This window comes from Bacillus sp. SA1-12, from assembly GCF_000981385.1.
Taxonomy (GTDB): domain Bacteria; phylum Bacillota; class Bacilli; order Bacillales; family Bacillaceae; genus Metabacillus.
In genome coordinates, this window is sequence record NZ_LATZ01000007.1 from 59,550 (window position 1) to 80,435 (window position 20,886).

Genomic DNA, 20,886 nt, shown 5'->3' on the forward strand with positions numbered 1-20,886 from the left:
TAAACTTTGGGGTGATAAAGTGTCAATAAACGGACTAAACCATCTATTATTTTCCGTGTCTAATCTAGAGGATTCTATCAAATTTTATAAAAATGTGTTTGAGGCAAAGTTATTAGTGAAGGGGAGAAGCACTGCCTATTTTGATCTAAACGGCATCTGGCTTGCTCTTAATGAAGAGAAGGATATTCCTCGCAATGAAATAACGGAATCATACACACATACTGCCTTTTCAATAGATGAAGCTGATTTTGATCAGATATATGATAAACTAAAGGAATTAAATGTAAATATCCTGTCAGGCCGGCCGAGAGATAAACGAGATAAAAAATCAATTTATTTTACGGACCTGGATGGCCATAAATTTGAATTTCATACAGGTTCGCTGCAAGACAGACTGGATTATTACAAACAGGAAAAGACACATATGGAGTTTTACGATTAAAAAGTAATAACTGGAAGGTGATTTGAGGGGAGAGTATGGAAAAAAGACATCTTTTTTTGCTAGGGGGAAGTCCGCCGTTCGGTCATAAGCTTGGAAGTTTATTTGCAAAATTAGCATTAAATGAACATGGCAAGGTAGCAATCTTATTTTTAGAGAGAGCTGGCTGGGAAGCGTATATGAGTAAATATACTTCTATCCTAAATCAAAAAGGGATAAAGGAATTTGTTTATCTGCCGATCAATACAGAATCAAAGAATAGGCTTCTCAAAGAACTGCGAACATGCACAGGAATGATTATTGGCGGAGGAAATACTGAATTTTATCGTGATTATATTGTTGATACGCCAATTGGTTATTGTATAAAAGAGATGTACAACCAAGGGATCCCGGCAGCCGGCTTTTCAGCTGGTGCATTAATTAGCCCTGAACATTGTGTAATCCCTCCCATTGATAACCATCGAAATAAACATCTTTTTCTAAAAGGGTTAGGTCTCATCAAGGATTGCGTAATAAGTGTTCACTTTTCGCAATGGAACGAAGAAAGAAATCTTAAAACAGCAATAGAAACAGCGAATGTTTCAATTGGTTTTGGGATTGATGATGAAGAAGGGTTATATTTTGAAAATGAGAACCTGACAGAAACAGAAGGTGACAACTTTTTTATTTATAAAAAGGGAAGATTTAGCTACCAAGTTCCTTAACTTCAGCACATAAACATTTCCAAAGGGAGAAATTTTTTATGAAACGAATTAATTACTCGATACAGTTAGTAAATCTGATAGAGCCTGTATCGAGGTTAACCAAGTATCTGTCAGTTAACTGTATCGTTCACTAAGAATAAAACAAGTGGGGGAATAGTTAGTATGAATTCAAATAAATTGAAAAAAGAATGGCTGGAATATGAAAACATTCCATTTAAGGGTTGGGATTTCTCTTATATAAAGGATAGCTGGGAAAATGGACCTCTTCCTTGGAATTATGCAGAAATCGTAAAGAAGTATTTATCTTCCGATTTAGAATTACTCGATATGGGTACTGGCGGAGGAGAATTTCTCCTATCTTTACATCATCCTTATGAAAAAACATCGGTAACAGAAGGCTGGGAACCTAATATTAATCTTTTAAAGAGCAAGTTGGTTCCTCTAGGCGTAAAACTAGCTCCGATCAGCGACGATGATATCATTGATTTTCCAGACAATCATTTTGATCTTGTCATTAATAGGCATGAATCCTTTCATGTTGAAGAAGTAAAAAGAGTCCTTACACCTAATGGTGTGTTCATAACTCAGCAGGCGGGCGGAAAAAATGGAAACCGATTATCAAATATGCTTATTCCAAACTTTGTTCCAAAATACGAAACCTTGAATTTGGAGAATACGTTACGAGAGCTAAAAGAGCATAAATTTGAGATTATGTTGGCTAATGAATCCTTCCCATATCAAAAGTTTTTTAATATGGAAGCACTTATTTATTATGCGAAAGTGATAGAGTGGGAGTTTCCAGGGTTTACTGTAGAAGGTCACTTTAATCAGCTGTTGAATGCGTATGAAGAGTTAATAAGAAATGGTTATGTATTAAACTATGAGCACCGATTTGTAATTGTTGCGGTTAATCATAAAAAAGATTAAGTTCATCCTTTTTCTAAAATCGTTCATTGGAAGACCATCAAATGAAACTTTTTTTAGGAAGATCCCGTATTATGATTTATTAAAAGTAAAAGGATGATGACGATGAATGAAAAAGGCTGTATCAAGTGTGGTCATAATGGAGCTAAAACGAAAGAAATCGCAACATCAGGTACAGGGCTATCAAAATTGATGGATATTCAACATAATCATTTTATTGTTGTATATTGTACAAGTTGCGGATATTCCGAACTGTATAATAAAGAGTCATCAAGATCCAGTAATCTTTTAGATTTATTTTTTGGAGGTTAAAGGGTGTTCCGCACCTGTCATAAAAATAATTTCTTCATTATATAGGTTGCTTGAGATCATAAGAATTGATGCTTAGGTGGCCTTTTTTTATTATCCAGCTTTTTTGGCCACCAAGCAAGATCTCATTTTATTCGTTTGTTTTCTAAAGGCATGGTCAGGAAGCAGTCCAGGTGGTCGTTTAACAAAGAAATCAGGTCACTGTTTTCCTCATTTTCTAACCACTTCTCCACGGAAACGCGAAAAGCTGCCATATAAATAGCCACTAGGAAGCGCATTTCATTTCGGTTTGTTGCAGATTCAAGGTGGGAACAAAGCGCGTCACAAATCACCGGCTCTGATTCCAACAGGGTATTTAGAAACAAAGAAGAGATTGATGGGGTCTGCATTGACACTTGATAACGGATCTGAAGATTGGTCCGCTGCTGCTGATATTGACTGGCTAAGTAGCCAAAAACCACTCGGAGTGCAGCATGTGGTGACGCCTTTGGTGCAACTTGCTGTAACGAGCGGATGCCTTCACTTTGCGCAGTGCGAATGAACCCTAAGAGCACCTCTTCTTTAGACGCAAAATAGCGAAAGAAGGTGCGAGCAGACATCATCACTTCATCAGCAATGTCCTTGATAGAGGTTTGTTCATACCCCTTTTGCTGAAAGAGTCGGAGTGCGGCCTCCTCAATGGCTGCTTGGGCTTGACGTTTCTTACGCTCCCGCAAACTTAATGGCTTCGTTTCCTCATATTGTGAAGATTTCTTGTCATTCATTATAAAATTTCCTCCGTTGACTTTTGTCATTTAATGACATTATACTTTTTATAGACGTACATAACAAGATAAGACATTGTGCATACAGTATTAGTTCCGTACGTTGATGTTTCTTCGGAACTGGCCTTTTCTTACCGTACCTCCGCATCCAGAATATGTGATTTTGGAAGGCTCAGTACCCATTTCATTCTGAGAAAGGAAGGTCGTCATGAATCATTCAGATCAAATCATGCCAGAAAAAGTTTTAAGTTTATTAAGTGGTGACAGAGTTGAAAATCCATTTCCGTTATTTGCTCAGATGCGGGCTATAGGATCTGTTATTCCTATACCGAATCCGATGGGAGGAGCCGATCGAAAAGCCTGGATGGTCACTCGTATGGAAGAGGCGATGCAGATACTCAAAGATCATTCGCGCTTTACTGTAGATCCAAGCTCCATCGACGGTCGCAATGACATTAGGAAGAACGTCGCAGGCAGCATTGATCCATCCGCTCCCGATACTTTTTTTACTGGAAGATCCATGCTCTTTGTCGATCTGCCTGATCATCGACGTTTGCGCGGTCTGGTGTCAAAAGCCTTTACGCCTAGATATATGGAGAGCTTGCGTCCCCGGGTGCAGGAAATTGCTGACGAATTAATCGACAGGGTGCAAGATCATGGTGTGATGGATCTCGTCAAAGACTATGCTTATCCTTTGCCGATCAACGTTATTTCTGAAATGCTTGGAGTCCCTCAATCAGACCGGGCACAGATCCAAGTATGGTCTGCAGCGATTGCCCATGGATTAGGTTGGGGCAGACAAGAGCCAGGGGTCGCAGAGCACTTGAAAGCCTTTGGAGAATATACTGCACAGCTAGTGGCCGATAAACGCAAGCGTCCTAGTGATGACTTGATCAGTCAGTTGATCGCTATTGAAGAAGAAGGGGATCGCCTCAGTGAAGCTGAATTGATCTCGATGATCACATTGTTGATTTTTGCCGGTCATGAGACAACATCTAACCTAATCGCTACGGGTACCATGATGTTGCTGGATCACCCCGATCAGTTGGAGAAACTCAAAGCTGATCTCAGTTTAGTTCCTTCTGCTGTAGAAGAGCTGTTGCGCTTCAATGGGCCCGCCACAAGCGTTGGCCCACGTTTTGCAACCGAAGATTTGGAGCTTGCCGGGCAGCAGATCAAAAAAGGGGATATGGTCCTTGTTGTGGTGAAAGCGGCAAATCGAGATGAAGGCAAGTTTATGCAGTCAGAAGAGCTGGATATTACGCGGAAGATCAACCGCCATCTTGCCTTTGGCCATGGCATCCATATGTGTTTGGGGGCACCGCTGGCCCGCGTGGAAGGAGACATTGCATTTACCACTATGCTTAGACGCATGCCCAATCTTCGGCTTGGCATTCCTCGGGAGAGTGTTAACTGGCAGTTCACGCTTTCCTCACAGGGGTTAGATTCTCTTCCCGTCGCATTTTAATGGAGGGAAGTCTTACCTATATAGTACAGCGGGAGCACGATTTCTGAATTTGGGTTTTCTTACCAATGGACTAATGTGAAAATAAAAACGATAAATGATGCCTTAACTAATTAGGATAGGATAGGGGTGTATGAGTGTGGTTGCTGCGGCAACCATTTTTTTTTGGACTGCTGGGTAAGTAGCGGATTAAAGGAAATAATTAATTCGAGGTGAATATGTAAATGTTGGAAATAATTATTAACGATCCATTCTTTTTGGCAGTGATTATGTTCAAGATTTGTTTTTAAAATGGGCAGCTTTTTAGTTAGAGATAAGAAAGGTGTAAAGAGCTTCATATATCTTTCTACAGATTTTTCATAAAAAGATGGAAGAAAAGTTAGATTCCCACGACAAATGAAAGAAACATCATGATCATCATCAGGATAAAAAGACCCAAGGGTATACCGTTTAATAGGAAACCTAATAGAGCAATGCTTTTCCTTTCCTTCTTTGTTAATTCCCATATACCCAAAATAGTTCCAATTAAGGCTGAGTAAAATGAAAATTCACCAAAAAAAGTATGAAGATCCATTAGAGGCTCCCACGGAATAATCAAGCCTAAAAGTAACAAGGAAAAAGGAGATAAAACTAATGAAAGGATAGAGATTACTGGTTTTTCACTCACAATTTTCACCAATCCTTTATATTGATTAGGAACCAGCAGATTCATTTTGTTTTCGAGAAACAAAACTTATTAGTTTGTAAATAGCACGTACAGTAATAAATGTTATAAAAAGAGACCCAAAACTATGTGGAAACCCCCAAGACTTTTGGTACTTAATCAGTCTTGTTTTTTTCTCAAGTATGTTTTCAAACAATGCCATTGGTAAAGCAAAAGCAAAAGTAATAAAGAATGTTCCAATTATCTTGAAATGATCAGTCAGTTGATTATAGTAAATACAAGATACAGGAAACAATAAATAACTGAAAATAACACTTATATCAAATGATTTAAATAATTTTAATGGATACTTAATGTACCCATTTTTTACAGCAAGATTATCAAGAAAAGTTGAAATATAACTCTTTAGAAGAAAAATGATAATCCAATCTTTCATCGGTGGTTTTCTTATTAAATTAAAAAAGCTAAAAATGCCAATCATTAATAAGACTCTAAGAAAGTTTAATTCTGCTTTTTTTTCATTGAAATACCCTTTCCAATTATTATTTAAGTATTTATAGGGTTTTACGAAATCCCAGTATTTATGTATCTAGGATTTCCTTAAATACAATAAAGAGATGAAAGTGCAATTTCATTATGCTGCTTTAAAAAATAAAAGGAGCTTAGGGGTGAAAAAATGGCTGCAAAAAAAGAAGATCTGAAAGTTGTCATTGGTGCTGGAGAGTACAATAATAATCCAGGCTGGATCCATACACAGGAGGATGAACTTAATCTAATAGATATAACTACTTGGAATGCTCGATTTGAAAAAAATTCTCTAACGGCTATTCTTGCTGAACACGTTTGGGAGCACCTTACTTTTGATGAGGGGATTGAAGCGGCAAACCTTTGTTATCAGTTTTTAAAACATGGGGGTTATATTCGTTGTGCAGTTCCAGATGGGTTCTTTCCAGATAAAGATTACCAAAACATCGTTAAAATAGGTGGACCTGGACCATTTGATCATCCTGCTGCCAGTCATAAAATAGTTCATACTTATCAAACTCTGTCAAACATGTTTCAAACTGCTGGATATAAAGTAACTTTACTAGAATACTTTGATAAAAAAGGTCAATTTCACGTTCATGATTGGGACGGAAAAGATGGCGTTATTTTTAGATCGAAAAAGTTTGATCCTAGAAATCAGGGAGAAAAACTAGTTTTCCCTTCTCTTATAGTAGATGCAATAAAACCTTAAATTGTCCAATATATGCCATTAAGCATTTCAATACATTAACGAATCTGTCTTTGGAAGCCTTAGCAAAAGAAAGGGAAAGGCAATTAAGCATAATAATAATAATAATAATAATAATAATCTTGCAGCAATCTGAATCATATTGGTGCCTTGTCCTTGAATCTGTTGGATAGGCACCAATGTTCTGCATCACATTAGCTTTTTAGTTTTAAGGTTTAGATCGATCAGATTTTTCCCGTGCGAAGGCACCGCCTTCTCGAATGGTTTCAGCCAGTGCTTCCTTTGCCAGGTTCTCCATGCTTATTTCTTCATTAAACCTTTGCTGATTAGAAGAACTTGATTTCAATTTCCCCTGTAAATTAGATCTATTAGTTGATTCCTTTGTCACGTTTATCTCTCCTTTCTATGGTTAGTATGGTTTTATTTAAAAGAAAAAAACAAAAGGGAAGGAAAAATAAACCCTGATACACTATTTGTCCTATTTTAAAACTAGGTGAATGATATCATCCTAAAGTTATTCATTTCTAATGATCTTCATATGAATCGGTAATAGAAAACCGAAAACGATAAGATAAACAATTAATGATATGAACCAATTCCATCCTTTATAGTTCATATACTCAACATAGATTATTCCAAATTCTATGAGAAGGGATATGACAGTGAACATGATTGTTAATTTCCATTTGTTATTCTTTGTTAAGTAATTTAAATGTAAAATAGCAAGTGATGATGGTACAAAGGTATACAAAAGAGTATCGCCAAGTCCAGCCTTATTAGGGTTTCCCAGGTCTATAAGATTGAATTCCCTAGCAATTAAGCCATCACTAAACCAAGTAACAAATCCTACAACACCAAATGTAATATAGATTTCCCGCCAAGAAATGTTTTTCTTAGGGATGAAAAGGACGATAACTGCTAATAAGATACTTACTAAAACTGGAAACCACATTCCTTTGGCCCCTAAGTCTAAATTCTTAATAAATTCCTGCATAATCTTTGCTCCTTATTATTTTGTATTATGTTTTGTTGTTAGTAATGGTTATATACTGTGTGAAATGAATATATACAAAATACAAAACAAACAAGATTATTATTTTTTATCAAAATAAAGGTTAGCGGAGGTAATAAATTCAATGATTTTTATCAGAATTTATTCAAATGAATTTTTTATTATCAAACAGTAAGGAATAATGGTCACAGTTGTAGCTTTTCGAAAGAGAATGGGATGACTAAAGGTGAATAACCGGAACGGTTCATTAAAATAAAGCACCTGCAAAGTACATAAATTGCCCAACATGCATAGGATAATTTGATTAGCTGTGTGAAGGGATTGAATAAAATGTATCGTGTTCCTTTTAAGTATTCAAATCAAGACCCGAACCCTTATTTTGTACATGTGCCAACGTATCATTTTGTTAGGCAGCCGGTTTATAGCACTTTTCTTAACGATGCATATCCAAATGATTTTCTGCAATCATTAAAGGGGAGAAATAGGCTAAACTTAAAAGATTATGGACCAGAACCATTTGTCGTTAATATCAATGAGGCTTCAAAGCAAAACAAAACCTATCGCACCGCTTTATGGACAGGAAATCATTTACAAGTCACTTTGATGAGTCTTAAGATTGGTGAAGATATCGGCTTAGAAATTCACCCGCATCTTGATCAATTTTTCCGTATTGAACAAGGCCAAGGGATGATTAAAATGGGCAAGAGAAAAGATTATTTAAACGTTGTAAGAAGAATCTCTGATGACACTGCGATTATGATACCGGCTGGAACATGGCATAACATAATCAATACAGGTAATATTCCGTTAAGACTTTACTCGATCTATGCTCCTCCTCAGCATCCACACGGTACAGTACACGTAACAAAATCTGATGCCATGGAAGCTGAATAAAATAAAGTGTGAAAAATAAGGACGCGCCGTTCAGAAGGAATTAAATGTGTAGAATCATGCATAGAAGATGAAAACCCCGTTCTAGCTTAGAACGGGGTTTTACAGATTTTAGGTATTAAAATGAACAACCATTATTGTCGCTTTTTCTAGTACCAAATCGTTACTGCTTTATTATAGGCGTCACTATTAGGGATCGCGTGGATTCCCTGAGCTTGTGCTTTGCGTGGATCTAAGTCATATACCATTGGTGTATAACATGACGTTTGCCCCATGTTAACAACCCCGTTTCCTCCAGAGCTATTACACGTATAGGCTTTGCCGTCTGTGCTCCGAACGATTCTAGCGTCGGCTTCATGATTGTATATAGCTGGCCGGGTAACCGTGACTTTTGCCCAGGCAGTTTTACAATTTGTGCTGAATTTTAATTCTACATATGAAACGGAATCAATCCATTTTTTATCCTTTGTTACAGCGGAGCTTGCACAACTATTGTAGTAAGGACTTTTGCCATCATATGAATGAGTTTCTGCAACTGCTTGATGATTCCCTAATCCAAAAGTAATGATCAAGGACGATAAAATCAGCATCATAGATTGACCAATGAGTTTAAGCTTTTTATTCAAAAGGTTCATTCCTTTCTTATTTATATAGAAGGATGAAAGGCATTTATTTAGGTTAATAAGGATACATAAAGATAAGTACTTCAACATCCAGCTACAGCGCCTGATCCCTCTAGGGTCCAGCCAATTTGGAATTGAAGGCAAAGAACACCTTCTATTCTAAATCGTCTGATTTGCCCAGATTGATCTAGGCGCCCTGTGCTTTTGTTTTTTAATACCAGTCCGTTTCCCCTGCTGTATATGGCCAGAATCCAACTGCCTTTGCTTTACGGGGATCTAGATCATATACCATTGGTGTGTAACATGAAGTTTGACCTATATTTATTTCACCATTGCCTCCAGGAGAAGCACAGCTATATTGCTTATTGTCTGTGTTTCGGACAACTAATGCAGTTGCCTCTCCATCCATTTTAGCGGGTCGGCTTAGAGTGATTTTTGCCCAAGCCGTTTTGCATACTGTACTAAATTTCAACTCTAATTTCGCTGAAGCACCGTCTCTGTAAATGGTCACACTCTTTTTTGTAACTCCGCTCGCAGCACAGCTGTTATAATAAGGACTTTTTCCATCATAGGTATGGGTTTCTGCAGATGCCTTGTTGTTAAAGAAACCAGATGTACCAATAAGGACAAAAAATGCTAGAAAAGTTATGGAAATACACGACAAGACTCTTTTCAATGGTCTCACTAAAAAATCACCCCATTACAAAATTTTTAAATACCACGTAATCTTACACTTCCTGGTATTTTATGGTAAGGGGATTTTATCTCATATTTACTTTACAGTTTATAATTCGATATACCTCCAATTTGTAACATTAACTGGTAATTTAATGAAAGAAGGAATTACTGATAATAAAGGGAATTAGATAATAATCAATATTTATATTAAGGAGGATGTATGAAATTTGTCTTGATATTTGGACCGCAAGCAGTTGGGAAAATGACTGTTGGTCAGGAATTAGCTAAGATTACGGGTTTGAAGCTTTTTCATAATCACATGACGATTGACTTAGTAAGTAAATTTTTTGATTACGGCACAAAAGAAGGGAAGAGATTAGTAAACTTGTTTCGCAAGGAGATATTTGAAGAAGTATCAAAAAGTAATTTGGATGGATTGATTTTTACATATGTCTGGGCATTTGATCTGCAAGCTGATTGGAATTATGTCAATCAAGTTTGCAGAATATTTGAGTCCAGAGGAGGGACTGTTTACTACGTAGAACTTGAGGCTGATTTTGAAGAAAGACTTGAACGAAATAGAAGTCCTCATAGACTTGAACATAAACCGACAAAACGAAACATTGAATGGTCTGAAAATGAGATAAAAGAGACCATGAAAAAATACAGATTGAACTCATTTGTGGGGGAAATCCAAAAGGAAGAATATATAAAAATAAACAATACTGGCTTGAGTGCAGAGGAAGTAGCAAAAATCATTAAAGACAGATTTCGTTTATAAATGGGTCCATAAGGATAAAAGACAGGCCTTGTTTTCTTTAGCTAATAAGGCTAGACAGTTATATCAAGCTGACCATTTTTGTAATGAAACGAGTAGTTTCCTTCTTCCTTTAAAAGAGCTGGTAAGTATTGAGAGACCATTTCCGCAATGCCAAGATTTAAAGGGTTTAATATCCAATCAATAGATTTCCAATCCAAGATACCTTCTCGTGTTTTTTTTATGAGGTTCATCGGTTAAAACATGATGAACCTCATAAAGATAAACATATATACCATCCAGTTCACCATTAGAAGTTTCCCAACATATAGTTCCTTTAGAAAAGTATTCATCTACTCTTATATTTGTTTCCTCAAATACTTCACGAAGAGCAGCCTCATCAGGCATTTCACCTTTCTCAATCTTGCCGCCTACTCCATTCCACATAATTGGAGTTTTTTCACGGTTCAGCATTAATATTTTATTTTCCTTTTTTACAAAACAAACTGTGTACTTAAACATGATATGAAATTGGCACCTCTTTCATTTAAGGTATCTTTCATGAGTAGGCTCATGTCCATTATTCCTGATTGCCAATATATTCAAATGAGTAAATATGTGTTTTCGTTAGATTAATGACTTCGTGGATAAACTCCTCTTGGGTTTCTTTAAAGCCATTTTGAATCCAGTTCTGAAGGAGGCCGTAAAAGCCATATGCTGTATAACGTTTAAAATAGTCCATATTTACGGGGATATTGTTAATTGTTTTGAAAATAAATTGTTCCTTATAGATTTTTAATATCGTTTGTGGAAACCGTGTATGTAATCCTGGTAACGTGTCATCGTAGTTAATCAACTCAAAAAATTCCCGGTTTTTATAAATATAAGAAACGATATTAAAAGATGATGCCTTTAGTTTAGAAGTGTAAACCTTGTGACCAGGTACATATGGCTGGCCCACAGAAGCTTCTAATCCCTGAAGCATGGCAGCAAGTAAATCTTCCGCTAATTCAAGTTTATCTGTGTAGTGGATATAAAAGGTACTTCGATTATAAGCGGCATAATCGACAATATCTTTTACCGTAACGGAATGGTACCCTTTTTCTTTAATGAGTTCTATAAATGCTTGCTTTAAATGAGCTTCTGTACGATTTTGTCGTTTAGATGTCGTATTCTGTTCGTTATTCATGAAAAAACCTCCATCAAAATAGACAGATCCATAAAAAGTGTCTAACTAGTAGATACTTAATGAAATCTTAATGATTGTTAATTGTGAACAGAGGAGTAGAATGAAAGTGTAAGGAAAATAGTACTGATAGTAGGGTTTATCTAGTACTATTCTCTGCCATAAGAAAGAAATTTTACACTAGGAGGATGTATAATGGGTAAATTACAAGACAAAGTAGCTGTAATTACCGGTGGAGCATCTGGTATTGGAGCAGCAACTGCACGTTTATTTGTATCAGAAGGAGCCAAAGTGGTTCTTGTTGATTTAAATGAAGAAAAAGGAAAAGCATTTGAAGCAGAGTTGAAAGCGCTTAATGCGGAAGCTCTTTTTATTAAAGCAAATATTACGAGTGAAGAAGAAGTCGCAAATATCTTTAAACAAACGGTTGAAACATTCGGCAAGGTAGATGTTGTTTTCAACAATGCGGGAATCGGCCGCGTTCATCCTTCACATGAATTAGAGTACTCAGAATGGCGCAATACTGTCAATGTTGACTTAGATGGTGTCTTCTTAGTAGCACGTGAATCGATCCGTGAAATGCTGAAAACAGCCGGCGGTACCATTGTTAATACGGCATCAATGTACGGTTTGGTTGGATCGCCTGGTTCGGCAGCCTATAACGCAGCAAAAGGCGGCGTGGTTAATTTAACTCGTTCACTTGCACTTGAATACGCAGAAAAAAATATTCGAATGAACGCATTATGCCCTGGTTTTATTGATACACCAATTATTCCGGAAGAAAGCAAGCAAGCTTTAGCAGCAGTCACTCCTTTAAAACGTCTTGGCCAAGCAGAGGAGATGGCAAAAGCAGTGTTATTCTTAGCGTCAGATGATTCTTCCTTTATGACCGGCAGCTTCTTAACGGTTGACGGCGGATATACTGCACAATAATTAATGATTGGCTTTTACGAATAAGTTGCTTTAATGTGAGTTTTTATAATTAAACATAGTCTGAGGGATATTCTCATTTTTCCCCCTCAGACTTAGAACAAAAGGAGGAATACCAAATGAGCAATCGTTTTGATGGAAAAGTAGTATTAATTACTGGTGCAGGATCTGGTTTAGGCCAAGCCTCTGCCCTGCAAATAGCAAAAGAAGGTGCAAAGCTAGCATTGGTAGATTTAAATGCTGCATCGTTAGAGGAAACGAAGAGTAAAGTGCTAGAGGTTGCACCAAACGCAGAAATGCTTCTGATCACAGCAAATGTGGCTGATGAAAAAGCAGTTGAAAACTATGTAAATGAAACCGTTGAGAAATTTGGAAAAATCGATAGTTTCTTCAATAACGCTGGAATCGAAGGAAAACAAAACTTAACTGAAGATTTCGGCATTGAGGAATTCAATAAAGTAGTTAATGTTAACTTAAATGGTGTGTTTTATGGAATGAAACATGTATTAAAAGTCATGAGAGAACAAGGCTTTGGTTCTATTGTCAACACGGCCTCTGTCGGCGGTATTCGCGGAGTAGGAAATCAATCTGGTTATGCAGCAAGTAAACACGGTGTAGTCGGACTAACTAGAAACTCTGGAATTGAGTATGGTCAATACGGCATCAGCATCAATGCCATTGCACCAGGTGCAATCATGACACCAATGGTTGAAGGTTCACTAAAACAAATTGATCCAGACAATTGGGAAGAGGTAGGTAAACAATTTGTAGATCCAAACCCAATGAAACGTTTCGGTAAACCAGAGGAAGTGGGATATTTAGTGGCATTCCTGCTATCTGACCAAGCTAACTTTATCAACGCAGCTGTTATTCCAATCGACGGCGGACAATCTTATAAATATTAAGAGGTGTGAAAGTCTGTGGACTGTCCCCGCAATGTTTAAAAATCATCGGAATTAAGGATACAAAGAGTGTGTTTTGATTCATCCATTTCTCAAAACACGCTCTTTTTCTTTTAACAACTCTCTCTTTTGACCTCAACTTTGTTATTAAAATTTCACAAAAATTCTAGGATTCGGTGGGATTGTTTATGGATTTAGTGCAGGATGGGAGCACGACGGTTGGACAAGCCCAATTGTTATTGGATCGATCATCATTGGAATGGTAGCACTTATTTATTTTGTCTTTATTTAGAAAAAACCAAAGTCAAGATAAAGTAAATGAGCACAATTCATATGGGAGAAGAGATTATACGGTGACGAGAAAACGTCATTTAATATTTAAGAAGAAAAGAACTCATTTTTAGGAAATGAGTTCTTTTTCTAGGTCTTGCAAGCCCCAGTCAGATTTAAGGATCTCTTTGAATACTGTCAATTGATCAGTTCCAATTTTTTCAGCAATTTTTTTTTCAAGCTTTTCCTTTAAGGCTTCATTTTTTTCATAACATTCATTGCCTAAGTCAGTTAAGCTTATGCATTTATGTTTTTTGTTATATTCGACGTTTTTCACTTCAACTAACCCTTTTGCCTCAAGTCTTTTTATGAACTTATGAACGGCCTGCCTCGAGATGTCTACATGTTTCGTCACATACGAAATGGTTGGCTGTTTCTTATAGATTTTTGCCATGATAAACCATTCAGAATTTGAAATATATATGTCACTTTGATCATTCCATGCTTTCTCAGAAATACTGCGAAGCAGCAGATGACGCTCACCTAACAAATCGATTAAATCTAAGTTTTGTAATTCAGGCATCAACCATTTCACCCCAATAGTATTAATCGTATTTAATATAAGAAAATTATTTGGTAATGTCAACCTAGTTGACGAAATTAAAGGGAAATGTTAAACTGAATTTAGTCAACTAAGTTGACAATAATGAATAGAGGAGCAAATGCGATGTTTAATATAGGAGATTTGATTATCTATTCAACCCACGGTATTTGCCATATTGATGACATATGTGAAAAAACATATTTCGGCGAAACTAAAATGTATTACGTTTTACACCCACTTGAAAACACAAATTTAACCATCCAAACCCCGATAAATAATGACAAGGTTGTCATGCAAGAAATCGTTCATGAAAAAGAAGCAATAGAAATTCTAGAATCCTTCAAAGAGCCAGGCTTCCCATGGGAAGAAAATCATCACCGTCGCCCCAAAGTGTATTCCGACACAGTCAAGAATGGAAATCTCAAGGACATTTCCAAGATCATCAAAACATTAATGACGAAGAAATATGAAGCTGAAATGCAAGAAAAGAAGCTTCCGTATGAAGACAGTAAATTATTAAATTTCCTTCAAGATATACTTTTTAATGAACTTGCAATGGCTTTAACTACTACTTATGAAGAAATAGAACAGAGAGTTAATAAATTGGTAAGGAATTAATTGGTGGGTCTAAGGTTCACCAATTAATTTGTTTTTACAGATTAGGTATTTGACATAAAGACTATCAGTGGTGCTAACTAGTTTATCAGCGCTTATCTAAGTAAATCAGCGTCTTTGACGATTATATCAGCGCCCATTCGAAGTTTATCAGAGGTTCTAGCTATTATATCAGCGGATTAAGTAGTTATCAGCGTTAATCGGAAAATTTCAGCGACTTAACAAGTTATCAGCGCTGACCCCAAACTATCAGCGCTTCATATCTATACCAAGACCTCACCCACATTCCACCTCCACCTATCCAAAATACCAAGAACATTCAAAATCGCATTGAACATATAAGTAAATTATTATATATTAATATACGGCAAAGTGATGGAGGTGTTTAGATGAGTAAATCATTGATTGAAATGGATAAGGCTGCCGCCATTTTGAAGCTTTTTGGTGATAAAACTAGATTGACAATGGTGAAAATGCTAAATTCAAATGATTGTTGTGTTTGTGAGTTTGTTGAGATTTTTAAGGCTAGCCAGCCTGCTATTAGTCAGCACCTTCGTAAGCTAAAAGATGCGGGAGTTGTAAAGGAATCAAGGAGAGGGCAATGGATTTTTTATTCTTTAAATAAAAGCAGCGAATACTATCCGCTTGTTCAAAACATCCTTGAGCACCTGCCTGATCAGGATGACCGTTTTAAAGAATTAGAAGCACAGGGCTTGCGAATTTCGTGTGACTAGATGGAGGATTTAAAAAATGACATCAATTATTTTGGCATCAATGATCTTTTTACTCACACTTACGCTGGTTATTTGGCAGCCAAAAGGATTATCGATCGGATGGTCTGCTTGTGGAGGAGCGATATTAGCTCTCATAGTAGGTGTTATAAAGATGTTATGGATGTGACATCGATTGTTTGGAATGCAACGTTAACGTTTATTGCAATTATCATTATTTCACTTATTTTAGATGAAATTGGCTTTTTTGAATGGTCCGCTTTGCATATGGCAAGAACTGCGCAAGGAAATGGCATAAAAATGTTTGTCTATGTCAGTATTCTTGGAGCGATTGTCTCTTCGTTTTTCGCTAATGACGGAGCTGCTTTAATTCTTACACCAATAGTTCTTGCGATGGTTAGAAATTTAAAGTTTAGCGAAAAAATGGTTTTTCCATTTATTATGGTGAGTGGATTTATCGCAGATACCACTTCACTGCCGTTAGTAGTTAGTAACTTAGTGAATATTGTATCGGCTGACTTTTTCGGAATTGGGTTTGTCGAGTTCGCATCTCGCATGATTATACCTAACTTTTTCTCTCTAGCAGCAAGCATCTTGATTTTATTTCTCTTTTTCCGTAATAGCATTCCAAGAAACTACGATCTATCTCAATTAAAGAAACCTGTTGAAGCTATTCGAGATGAAAAGATGTTTAAATTGTCTTGGTTTGTTCTGGGGATATTACTAGTTGGATATTTTGCATCTGAGTTCATTGGAATACCTGTTTCCATCATTGCGGGAATTGTTGCTATCTTCTTTTTATTCATGGCAAAAAGAAGTCCTGCGGTTAATACAAGAACTGTAATCAAAGGGGCACCTTGGGCTATTGTCTTTTTTTCAATCGGAATGTATGTAGTGGTTTATAGTTTGCGAAACGTTGGCTTAACAAATGTGTTAGCTGATTTAATCCAAGTAACTGCTGATCAGGGCTTATTTGCTGCAACAGTTGGTATGGGCTTTATCGCAGCTATTTTATCTTCAATCATGAATAATATGCCAACCGTTATGATCGATGCATTGGCTATTTCTGATACCAATACAACAGGTGTAATCAGAGAAGCTCTTATTTATGCAAATGTAATTGGTTCGGATTTAGGACCTAAAATTACACCGATCGGTTCTTTAGCAACTTTATTGTGGCTCCATGTATTGTCATTAAAAAGTGTAAAAATTTCTTGGGGAACTTATTTTAAAACAGGAATTATTTTGACCATTCCAACATTGTTTATTACGCTTGTGGGTCTTTATATTTGGTTACTTATCATTCACTAATCTATCTTAAAAGGAGCAATGAACATGTCGAAAAAAACAATTTATTTCTTATGTACTGGAAATTCATGCAGAAGTCAAATGGCAGAAGGCTGGGCAAAAAAGCATTTAGGTGATGAGTGGGAAGTAAAAAGTGCTGGGCTTGAAGCACATGGACTAAACCCGAATGCAGTGAAAGCAATGAAGGAAGCGGGTATAGATATTTCAAATCAAACATCTGATGTGATTGATTCTGAAATCTTAAACAATGCAGACTTAATTGTGACACTTTGCGGCCATGCGGCAGACCATTGCCCGGTAACACCTCCGCATATCAAACGTGTACACTGGGGTTTTGATGATCCGGCAAAAGCTGAGGGTACAGAAGAAGAAAAATGGGCGTTTTTTGCGCGTGTTCGTGACGAAATTGGCGAGAGAATTGAACGCTTTGCAAAAACTGGAGAATAATATGTGAGAGTAAAAGCCTTGGGATATTCTCTTGGCTTTTACTTTTTCACAGGATTAAAGGAAAAGGAGTGATTGCTATCATTTACGCAACAGTACTTTTTATCCTTGCAGGACTTGCTGAAATAGGCGGGGGATATCTAATTTGGTTATGGTTAAGAGAGGGCAAACCATATTATTGGGGGATTATTGGCGGACTTATACTGGCTTTATATGGTGTGATTGCCACCTTTCAAGCCTTTCCATCGTTTGGAAGAGTTTATGCTGCCTATGGAGGGGTATTTATTGTTCTTTCTATCTTATGGGGCTGGGGCATTGATAAAAAAACACCTGATTTTTATGATTGGCTAGGGGCAGGTATATGCTTAGTTGGGGTATCGGTGATGTTATTGGCACCGCGTCAATAGGTTGGTTAAAGGTGAAAATACATAAAAAAATGAGTATTCATGGGGGTATGATCATGCAAAATGGAAGGATTCGGAAGGCGTACGCTGATGATTTAGGAGCAATTTTGCGGATATACAATCAAGGGATTGAGGACAGAATTGCAACCCTAGAAACAGAGATTAAAGACAGGGCTTATATGGAATCTTGGTTTCAAGAACATCAAGGACGCTATGTCGTACTTGTAGCAGAAATGGAAGAAGAAATCGTCGGTTGGGCATCCTTAAACCGCTATTCTCATCGTTGTGCTTATAATGGGGTCGCTGATCTTTCCATCTATATTGATCGAGCATTTCGCGGAAAGGGGATCGGCAGCATCCTTCTTAAGGAATTGGAGAAGGAGGCGAAAGCAAATCAGTTTCACAAAATTGTCTTGTTTACGTTTCCTTTTAACCACATGGGTCAAGGTTTATATGGAAAAATGGGCTACCGGGAAGTAGGAATCTTTAAGAATCAAGGGATCCTGGATGAAAAGCTCGTTGATGTGGCTGCGATGGAAAAATTGTTATAGCTCTTATGAATGGCTTATATAAAATCCTAAAGTATGAGAGACGATTTTTCGTTGTGGCAGCATGAATTTCGTCTATTATCCAACGTAAAAAGGGCAATTCCACGCTGGGTAGCATTTGCCTGACTTTCATCGTGAGTTTATCCTCCTTTGATTTATAGAATCGAGTATTGTGTTATCCGTCTGTTTTTGAAATAATTGGTCTAACGAAGAAAAATAGAAATCCAGGTGATCCACATGTTTCTTAAGAGAGTTGAACTTTTGAAAGAAAAGATTTCGCACCCTACTCACTATCCTTTTTCGATACCTTCAATAAAAAATCTTCATCAATTACATATCAACAACAATGTTACTTTTTTTGTTGGAGAAAATGGTTCAGGTAAGTCCACCTTGTTAGAGGCAATAGCTGACAAGTGTGAATTTCATACAGCTGGCGGCGGCAGAAATAACTATTATGATGTCCATGCTTCTGAATCAGCGCTTGCCGATTTTATACGGCTTTCATGGCTGCCTAAAGTGACGAACGGGTTCTTCCTGAGGGCAGAGTCATTTTATCATTTTGCGTCACATCTTGACGTGCTGGGTGAATACGATGCTTATGGCGGTCGCTCATTACACCAGCAATCACACGGTGAATCATTTTTATCGCTCTTTTTAAACCGATTTCATGGGAAGGCCATCTATTTATTGGATGAGCCCGAGGCGGCATTATCACCGCAAAGGCAGCTTACATTTTTAAGAATTTTACATGATTTAGTCTCATCAGGTGATACTCAATTCATTATCGCTACCCATTCTCCGATTCTGTTGGGCTATCCACATGCCTCAATCTTAAGTTTTGATGACGGTGAAATCAAGGAGATTGAATATGAACAGACAGACCATTATCAAATAACCAGTTATTTTTTACAAAATCGAGAACGGTTTTTACGGGAGCTTTTAGGTAATGAATAGAGGCGGACAAAGCCCCCCCCCTCATACTTCAACATGTATGAGGGGGGGGCTTTGTCCTATAAACTAATCTAATTTTTTCTCAACCGTGTCTACTTGATGCTCCATATCCATTGGTTTATCTGTACGATGGTCGATGCTTATATCGGTAACAATTCGTTCAGGGCCTTCTGACAAAGCTTCGTGGTGTATGACCTTAGCAATGTCCCATAATTGGTCAATATCTCCTTCAATGACGGTTGAGGTAGGAGTCAATTGATAGGTTAATCCTTTTTCCTCAATTTTACTTACCACATTAGTAACCTCTGAACTGAAGCTGGGAGAATCAGTCCCTATGGGAATGATGCGAATTTCCAATAATGGCATTTTTTATCACTCCTTTCTGTTTTGATTACTGATTAGGTTCGGCAGGAACGGAAATATCTTCAAGGGCTTTTCCGGCTTTTTTTGTTGATTCATGATGGACGGCTAAATCACCAAGCGAGACCATCCCAACTAATTTATCATCCTCTACAATAGGAAGTCGGCGAATTTGATATTGTGACATGATTTGTGCTGCTTGCTCTACAGACATGTCTGGAGTTCCTTTTATGACATCTTCAGTCATTAGCTTCGAAATGGATGTTTCACCTGAAAGATTGTTTGCTATCCCTTTTATCACAATATCGCGATCGGTCACGATCCCTACTAATCTTTCATCATCACAGATTGGCATTGAGCCTACTTCAAGCTCCTTCATTTTCATCGCTACATCGCTGCAAGAGCTTTTAAGCGTACAGCTTTCAACATTGGTTGTCATGACTTCGGTAATATTCATGTTTATTCCTCCTTCATGATTTTTACTTCCTCGTTTTCTTGCATACCCTTCCTCTTTTTTTGTAAACACATTGTCCATTTTTTTATATAAAAAAAGGCTGACTTTTGGTCAGCCTTTTAGTCATCTATGCTTTTATTAACTCTAGTGCCTTATCAGCCTTTTTTAGGTCATGCTTGACTTGATCTTGTATATTATAGGCATGGTACATTTCTTGATCTATCATATATTGAGCTATTTTTCCATGCAGATCGATAGCTTGATCCAATTGCTTTTTTAACGTTTTTCTAATTTCAGGGGTAGCCGTTTCAGTAATCGCAACCGCATAGCTGCGAACCGCAGCTTTTGCTGATAACAGCAGGTCAGTGGCAATGGCAAGATCATCTAATGTACTGTTAATTTTCGCTTTTTTCGTTGTCATATCCATTTCTCCTCCCATTTATTGATCTTCTTTTAGTATCTCTTTTAATTCTTCAATCGCAGTCGCTGATAATTGAGCGTCCTCTTTTAAAATCTCTTTTAATTTCTCATCGTCAGCAAGTTCCAGCATGGCCGTCGATTTTGTCACACATACCGTTTTTAAGGTTAATAGTTCGTGTATTTCCAGTTTTTCATGTGGTGCTAGTTCTTTTGCCATTTTTCTGTCACTCCTTAAAGTAGTTTGTTTCATGGATTTCATACCCTATTGAAAAATCTTTTAATCCTATTTCTCAAG

At 37.1% G+C, this 20,886-nt stretch carries 30 protein-coding genes and 1 pseudogene; 17 read left to right on the top strand and 14 right to left on the bottom strand.

The features are described 5' to 3' along the window. The first annotated feature begins 19 nt into the window (after positions 1-19). The 4 genes from fosM to WQ54_RS06750 all read left to right on the top strand — a co-directional run bounded on the left by fosM (position 20) and on the right by WQ54_RS06750 (position 2,379). The gene (gene fosM, locus WQ54_RS06735) at positions 20-442 is read left to right on the top strand and encodes a FosM family fosfomycin resistance protein (protein ID WP_046513911.1); all 423 of its coding nucleotides are present in this window, start codon (positions 20-22) and stop codon (positions 440-442) included. Positions 443-477: 35 nt separating this feature from the next. Then, complete coding sequence (locus tag WQ54_RS06740) at positions 478-1,143, top strand: Type 1 glutamine amidotransferase-like domain-containing protein (protein ID WP_046513914.1); 666 nt, start codon at positions 478-480, stop codon at positions 1,141-1,143. A gap of 162 nt (positions 1,144-1,305) precedes the next feature. Beyond that, a complete protein-coding gene (locus tag WQ54_RS06745; RefSeq protein WP_046513916.1) occupies positions 1,306-2,070 on the top strand; it encodes a class I SAM-dependent methyltransferase in 765 nt (254 codons plus the stop codon). 102 nt (positions 2,071-2,172) lie between these two features. Then, positions 2,173-2,379 (top strand): zinc ribbon domain-containing protein, encoded by a 207-nt coding sequence (locus tag WQ54_RS06750; RefSeq protein ID WP_046513919.1) that lies wholly within the window; start codon positions 2,173-2,175, stop codon positions 2,377-2,379. 122 nt (positions 2,380-2,501) lie between these two features. On the opposite strand, the gene WQ54_RS06755 is transcribed toward WQ54_RS06750, so the two are convergent. Then, complete coding sequence (locus tag WQ54_RS06755; RefSeq protein WP_231597461.1) at positions 2,502-3,140, bottom strand: TetR/AcrR family transcriptional regulator; 639 nt, start codon at positions 3,138-3,140, stop codon at positions 2,502-2,504. 208 nt (positions 3,141-3,348) lie between these two features. On the opposite strand from WQ54_RS06755, the gene WQ54_RS06760 reads away from it, so the two are divergent. Then, positions 3,349-4,608 (top strand): cytochrome P450, encoded by a 1,260-nt coding sequence (locus tag WQ54_RS06760; RefSeq protein ID WP_046513921.1) that lies wholly within the window; start codon positions 3,349-3,351, stop codon positions 4,606-4,608. 689 nt (positions 4,609-5,297) lie between these two features. On the opposite strand, the gene WQ54_RS06770 is transcribed toward WQ54_RS06760, so the two are convergent. Then, positions 5,298-5,750: a CBO0543 family protein gene (locus WQ54_RS06770; protein WP_046513926.1), complete on the bottom strand. Its 453-nt coding sequence runs from the start codon at positions 5,748-5,750 to the stop codon at positions 5,298-5,300. 195 nt (positions 5,751-5,945) lie between these two features. Here WQ54_RS06770 and WQ54_RS06775 point away from each other — a divergent pair, with 195 nt between their 5' ends. After that, positions 5,946-6,506 (top strand): protein distantly related to SAM-dependent methyltransferase, encoded by a 561-nt coding sequence (locus tag WQ54_RS06775; RefSeq protein WP_046513930.1) that lies wholly within the window; start codon positions 5,946-5,948, stop codon positions 6,504-6,506. Between the two features lie 205 nt (positions 6,507-6,711). Here the strand turns inward: WQ54_RS06775 and WQ54_RS06780 are convergent, their stop codons facing one another. Continuing rightward, positions 6,712-6,891, bottom strand: a complete 180-nt coding sequence (locus WQ54_RS06780; protein ID WP_046513933.1) for a hypothetical protein — start codon at positions 6,889-6,891, stop codon at positions 6,712-6,714. Positions 6,892-7,017: 126 nt separating this feature from the next. Beyond that, positions 7,018-7,497 carry a hypothetical protein gene (locus WQ54_RS06785; protein WP_046513935.1) on the bottom strand — a complete coding sequence of 160 codons (480 nt, stop codon included), beginning with the start codon at positions 7,495-7,497 and terminating at the stop codon, positions 7,018-7,020. Positions 7,498-7,845: 348 nt separating this feature from the next. Here WQ54_RS06785 and WQ54_RS06790 point away from each other — a divergent pair, with 348 nt between their 5' ends. Then, positions 7,846-8,409, top strand: a complete 564-nt coding sequence (locus WQ54_RS06790; protein WP_046513938.1) for a cupin domain-containing protein — start codon at positions 7,846-7,848, stop codon at positions 8,407-8,409. A gap of 146 nt (positions 8,410-8,555) precedes the next feature. Here WQ54_RS06790 and WQ54_RS06795 read toward each other — a convergent pair whose 3' ends face one another. Both WQ54_RS06795 and WQ54_RS06800 read right to left on the bottom strand, forming a co-directional pair. After that, entirely contained in the window at positions 8,556-9,041 is a 486-nt protein-coding gene (locus WQ54_RS06795) for a YjfA family protein (RefSeq protein WP_046514154.1), read from the bottom strand. Positions 9,042-9,240: 199 nt separating this feature from the next. Then, entirely contained in the window at positions 9,241-9,714 is a 474-nt protein-coding gene (locus WQ54_RS06800; RefSeq protein ID WP_046513941.1) for a YjfA family protein, read from the bottom strand. Positions 9,715-9,927: 213 nt separating this feature from the next. On the opposite strand from WQ54_RS06800, the gene WQ54_RS06805 reads away from it, so the two are divergent. Then, on the top strand, positions 9,928-10,488 hold the full coding sequence (locus WQ54_RS06805; RefSeq protein ID WP_046513944.1) for an AAA family ATPase: 561 nt from the start codon (positions 9,928-9,930) through the stop codon (positions 10,486-10,488). A 50-nt stretch (positions 10,489-10,538) separates the two neighbouring features. Here WQ54_RS06805 and WQ54_RS34590 read toward each other — a convergent pair whose 3' ends face one another. From WQ54_RS34590 to WQ54_RS06815, 3 genes are read right to left on the bottom strand one after another with little or no spacing between them, the layout of a single operon-like run. Continuing rightward, positions 10,539-10,685 (bottom strand): hypothetical protein, encoded by a 147-nt coding sequence (locus tag WQ54_RS34590; protein ID WP_231597462.1) that lies wholly within the window; start codon positions 10,683-10,685, stop codon positions 10,539-10,541. After that, positions 10,666-10,986 carry an NUDIX domain-containing protein gene (locus WQ54_RS06810; protein WP_231597463.1) on the bottom strand — a complete coding sequence of 107 codons (321 nt, stop codon included), beginning with the start codon at positions 10,984-10,986 and terminating at the stop codon, positions 10,666-10,668. Before WQ54_RS06810 ends, WQ54_RS34590 begins: the two co-directional genes overlap by 20 nt. Before the next feature lie 58 nt (positions 10,987-11,044). Then, positions 11,045-11,653, bottom strand: coding sequence for a TetR/AcrR family transcriptional regulator (locus WQ54_RS06815; protein WP_046513946.1), 609 nt, complete (start codon positions 11,651-11,653; stop codon positions 11,045-11,047). A 192-nt stretch (positions 11,654-11,845) separates the two neighbouring features. Between WQ54_RS06815 and WQ54_RS06820 the strand changes: the two genes are divergently transcribed. Then, on the top strand, positions 11,846-12,583 hold the full coding sequence (locus WQ54_RS06820) for an SDR family NAD(P)-dependent oxidoreductase (protein WP_046513949.1): 738 nt from the start codon (positions 11,846-11,848) through the stop codon (positions 12,581-12,583). Between the two features lie 116 nt (positions 12,584-12,699). Next, complete coding sequence (locus WQ54_RS06825; protein ID WP_046513951.1) at positions 12,700-13,485, top strand: glucose 1-dehydrogenase; 786 nt, start codon at positions 12,700-12,702, stop codon at positions 13,483-13,485. 397 nt (positions 13,486-13,882) lie between these two features. Here WQ54_RS06825 and WQ54_RS06830 read toward each other — a convergent pair whose 3' ends face one another. Then, positions 13,883-14,338, bottom strand: a complete 456-nt coding sequence (locus tag WQ54_RS06830; protein WP_231597464.1) for a MarR family winged helix-turn-helix transcriptional regulator — start codon at positions 14,336-14,338, stop codon at positions 13,883-13,885. 141 nt (positions 14,339-14,479) lie between these two features. Between WQ54_RS06830 and WQ54_RS06835 the strand changes: the two genes are divergently transcribed. The 7 genes and pseudogenes from WQ54_RS06835 to WQ54_RS06865 all read left to right on the top strand — a co-directional run bounded on the left by WQ54_RS06835 (position 14,480) and on the right by WQ54_RS06865 (position 19,360). Next, positions 14,480-14,974: a CarD family transcriptional regulator gene (locus tag WQ54_RS06835; protein ID WP_046513954.1), complete on the top strand. Its 495-nt coding sequence runs from the start codon at positions 14,480-14,482 to the stop codon at positions 14,972-14,974. A 386-nt stretch (positions 14,975-15,360) separates the two neighbouring features. Continuing rightward, positions 15,361-15,705, top strand: coding sequence for a metalloregulator ArsR/SmtB family transcription factor (locus WQ54_RS06840; RefSeq protein WP_046513955.1), 345 nt, complete (start codon positions 15,361-15,363; stop codon positions 15,703-15,705). A 16-nt stretch (positions 15,706-15,721) separates the two neighbouring features. Continuing rightward, a pseudogene (locus tag WQ54_RS06845) lies at positions 15,722-17,013 on the top strand (arsenic transporter). Between the two features lie 24 nt (positions 17,014-17,037). After that, positions 17,038-17,457, top strand: coding sequence for an arsenate reductase (thioredoxin) (arsC, locus tag WQ54_RS06850; protein WP_046513956.1), 420 nt, complete (start codon positions 17,038-17,040; stop codon positions 17,455-17,457). A gap of 77 nt (positions 17,458-17,534) precedes the next feature. Next, on the top strand, positions 17,535-17,861 hold the full coding sequence (locus WQ54_RS06855) for a YnfA family protein (protein ID WP_046514156.1): 327 nt from the start codon (positions 17,535-17,537) through the stop codon (positions 17,859-17,861). Positions 17,862-17,914: 53 nt separating this feature from the next. Continuing rightward, a complete protein-coding gene (locus WQ54_RS06860; protein WP_046513958.1) occupies positions 17,915-18,409 on the top strand; it encodes an arsinothricin resistance N-acetyltransferase ArsN1 family A in 495 nt (164 codons plus the stop codon). 234 nt (positions 18,410-18,643) lie between these two features. Then, positions 18,644-19,360, top strand: a complete 717-nt coding sequence (locus WQ54_RS06865; protein ID WP_046513961.1) for an AAA family ATPase — start codon at positions 18,644-18,646, stop codon at positions 19,358-19,360. A gap of 63 nt (positions 19,361-19,423) precedes the next feature. On the opposite strand, the gene WQ54_RS06870 is transcribed toward WQ54_RS06865, so the two are convergent. From WQ54_RS06870 to WQ54_RS06885, 4 genes are all read right to left on the bottom strand, one after another. Next, complete coding sequence (locus WQ54_RS06870; RefSeq protein ID WP_046513963.1) at positions 19,424-19,723, bottom strand: MTH1187 family thiamine-binding protein; 300 nt, start codon at positions 19,721-19,723, stop codon at positions 19,424-19,426. Positions 19,724-19,748: 25 nt separating this feature from the next. Then, positions 19,749-20,174, bottom strand: coding sequence for a CBS domain-containing protein (locus tag WQ54_RS06875; RefSeq protein WP_046513966.1), 426 nt, complete (start codon positions 20,172-20,174; stop codon positions 19,749-19,751). Positions 20,175-20,298: 124 nt separating this feature from the next. Then, the gene (locus tag WQ54_RS06880) at positions 20,299-20,592 is read right to left on the bottom strand and encodes a spore coat protein (RefSeq protein ID WP_046514159.1); all 294 of its coding nucleotides are present in this window, start codon (positions 20,590-20,592) and stop codon (positions 20,299-20,301) included. 18 nt (positions 20,593-20,610) lie between these two features. Beyond that, positions 20,611-20,808: a spore coat protein gene (locus WQ54_RS06885; protein WP_046513969.1), complete on the bottom strand. Its 198-nt coding sequence runs from the start codon at positions 20,806-20,808 to the stop codon at positions 20,611-20,613. Between the last annotated feature and the right edge of the window lie 78 nt (positions 20,809-20,886).

Coding starts and splice junctions, on each gene's coding strand:
- WQ54_RS06740 (WP_046513914.1), top strand. CDS start 478: ATGGAAAAAAGACATCTTTTTTTGCTAGGGGGAAGTCCGCCGTTCGGT.
- WQ54_RS06745 (WP_046513916.1), top strand. CDS start 1,306: ATGAATTCAAATAAATTGAAAAAAGAATGGCTGGAATATGAAAACATT.
- WQ54_RS06750 (WP_046513919.1), top strand. CDS start 2,173: ATGAATGAAAAAGGCTGTATCAAGTGTGGTCATAATGGAGCTAAAACG.
- WQ54_RS06755 (WP_231597461.1), bottom strand. CDS start 3,140: ATGAATGACAAGAAATCTTCACAATATGAGGAAACGAAGCCATTAAGT.
- WQ54_RS06760 (WP_046513921.1), top strand. CDS start 3,349: ATGAATCATTCAGATCAAATCATGCCAGAAAAAGTTTTAAGTTTATTA.
- WQ54_RS06770 (WP_046513926.1), bottom strand. CDS start 5,750: ATGATTGGCATTTTTAGCTTTTTTAATTTAATAAGAAAACCACCGATG.
- WQ54_RS06775 (WP_046513930.1), top strand. CDS start 5,946: ATGGCTGCAAAAAAAGAAGATCTGAAAGTTGTCATTGGTGCTGGAGAG.
- WQ54_RS06785 (WP_046513935.1), bottom strand. CDS start 7,497: ATGCAGGAATTTATTAAGAATTTAGACTTAGGGGCCAAAGGAATGTGG.
- WQ54_RS06790 (WP_046513938.1), top strand. CDS start 7,846: ATGTATCGTGTTCCTTTTAAGTATTCAAATCAAGACCCGAACCCTTAT.
- WQ54_RS06795 (WP_046514154.1), bottom strand. CDS start 9,041: ATGAACCTTTTGAATAAAAAGCTTAAACTCATTGGTCAATCTATGATG.
- WQ54_RS06805 (WP_046513944.1), top strand. CDS start 9,928: ATGAAATTTGTCTTGATATTTGGACCGCAAGCAGTTGGGAAAATGACT.
- WQ54_RS06810 (WP_231597463.1), bottom strand. CDS start 10,986: ATGTTTAAGTACACAGTTTGTTTTGTAAAAAAGGAAAATAAAATATTA.
- WQ54_RS06815 (WP_046513946.1), bottom strand. CDS start 11,653: ATGAATAACGAACAGAATACGACATCTAAACGACAAAATCGTACAGAA.
- WQ54_RS06820 (WP_046513949.1), top strand. CDS start 11,846: ATGGGTAAATTACAAGACAAAGTAGCTGTAATTACCGGTGGAGCATCT.
- WQ54_RS06825 (WP_046513951.1), top strand. CDS start 12,700: ATGAGCAATCGTTTTGATGGAAAAGTAGTATTAATTACTGGTGCAGGA.
- WQ54_RS06835 (WP_046513954.1), top strand. CDS start 14,480: ATGTTTAATATAGGAGATTTGATTATCTATTCAACCCACGGTATTTGC.
- WQ54_RS06840 (WP_046513955.1), top strand. CDS start 15,361: ATGAGTAAATCATTGATTGAAATGGATAAGGCTGCCGCCATTTTGAAG.
- arsC (WP_046513956.1), top strand. CDS start 17,038: ATGTCGAAAAAAACAATTTATTTCTTATGTACTGGAAATTCATGCAGA.
- WQ54_RS06860 (WP_046513958.1), top strand. CDS start 17,915: ATGCAAAATGGAAGGATTCGGAAGGCGTACGCTGATGATTTAGGAGCA.
- WQ54_RS06865 (WP_046513961.1), top strand. CDS start 18,644: ATGTTTCTTAAGAGAGTTGAACTTTTGAAAGAAAAGATTTCGCACCCT.
- WQ54_RS06870 (WP_046513963.1), bottom strand. CDS start 19,723: ATGCCATTATTGGAAATTCGCATCATTCCCATAGGGACTGATTCTCCC.
- WQ54_RS06875 (WP_046513966.1), bottom strand. CDS start 20,174: ATGAATATTACCGAAGTCATGACAACCAATGTTGAAAGCTGTACGCTT.
- WQ54_RS06880 (WP_046514159.1), bottom strand. CDS start 20,592: ATGACAACGAAAAAAGCGAAAATTAACAGTACATTAGATGATCTTGCC.
- WQ54_RS06885 (WP_046513969.1), bottom strand. CDS start 20,808: ATGGCAAAAGAACTAGCACCACATGAAAAACTGGAAATACACGAACTA.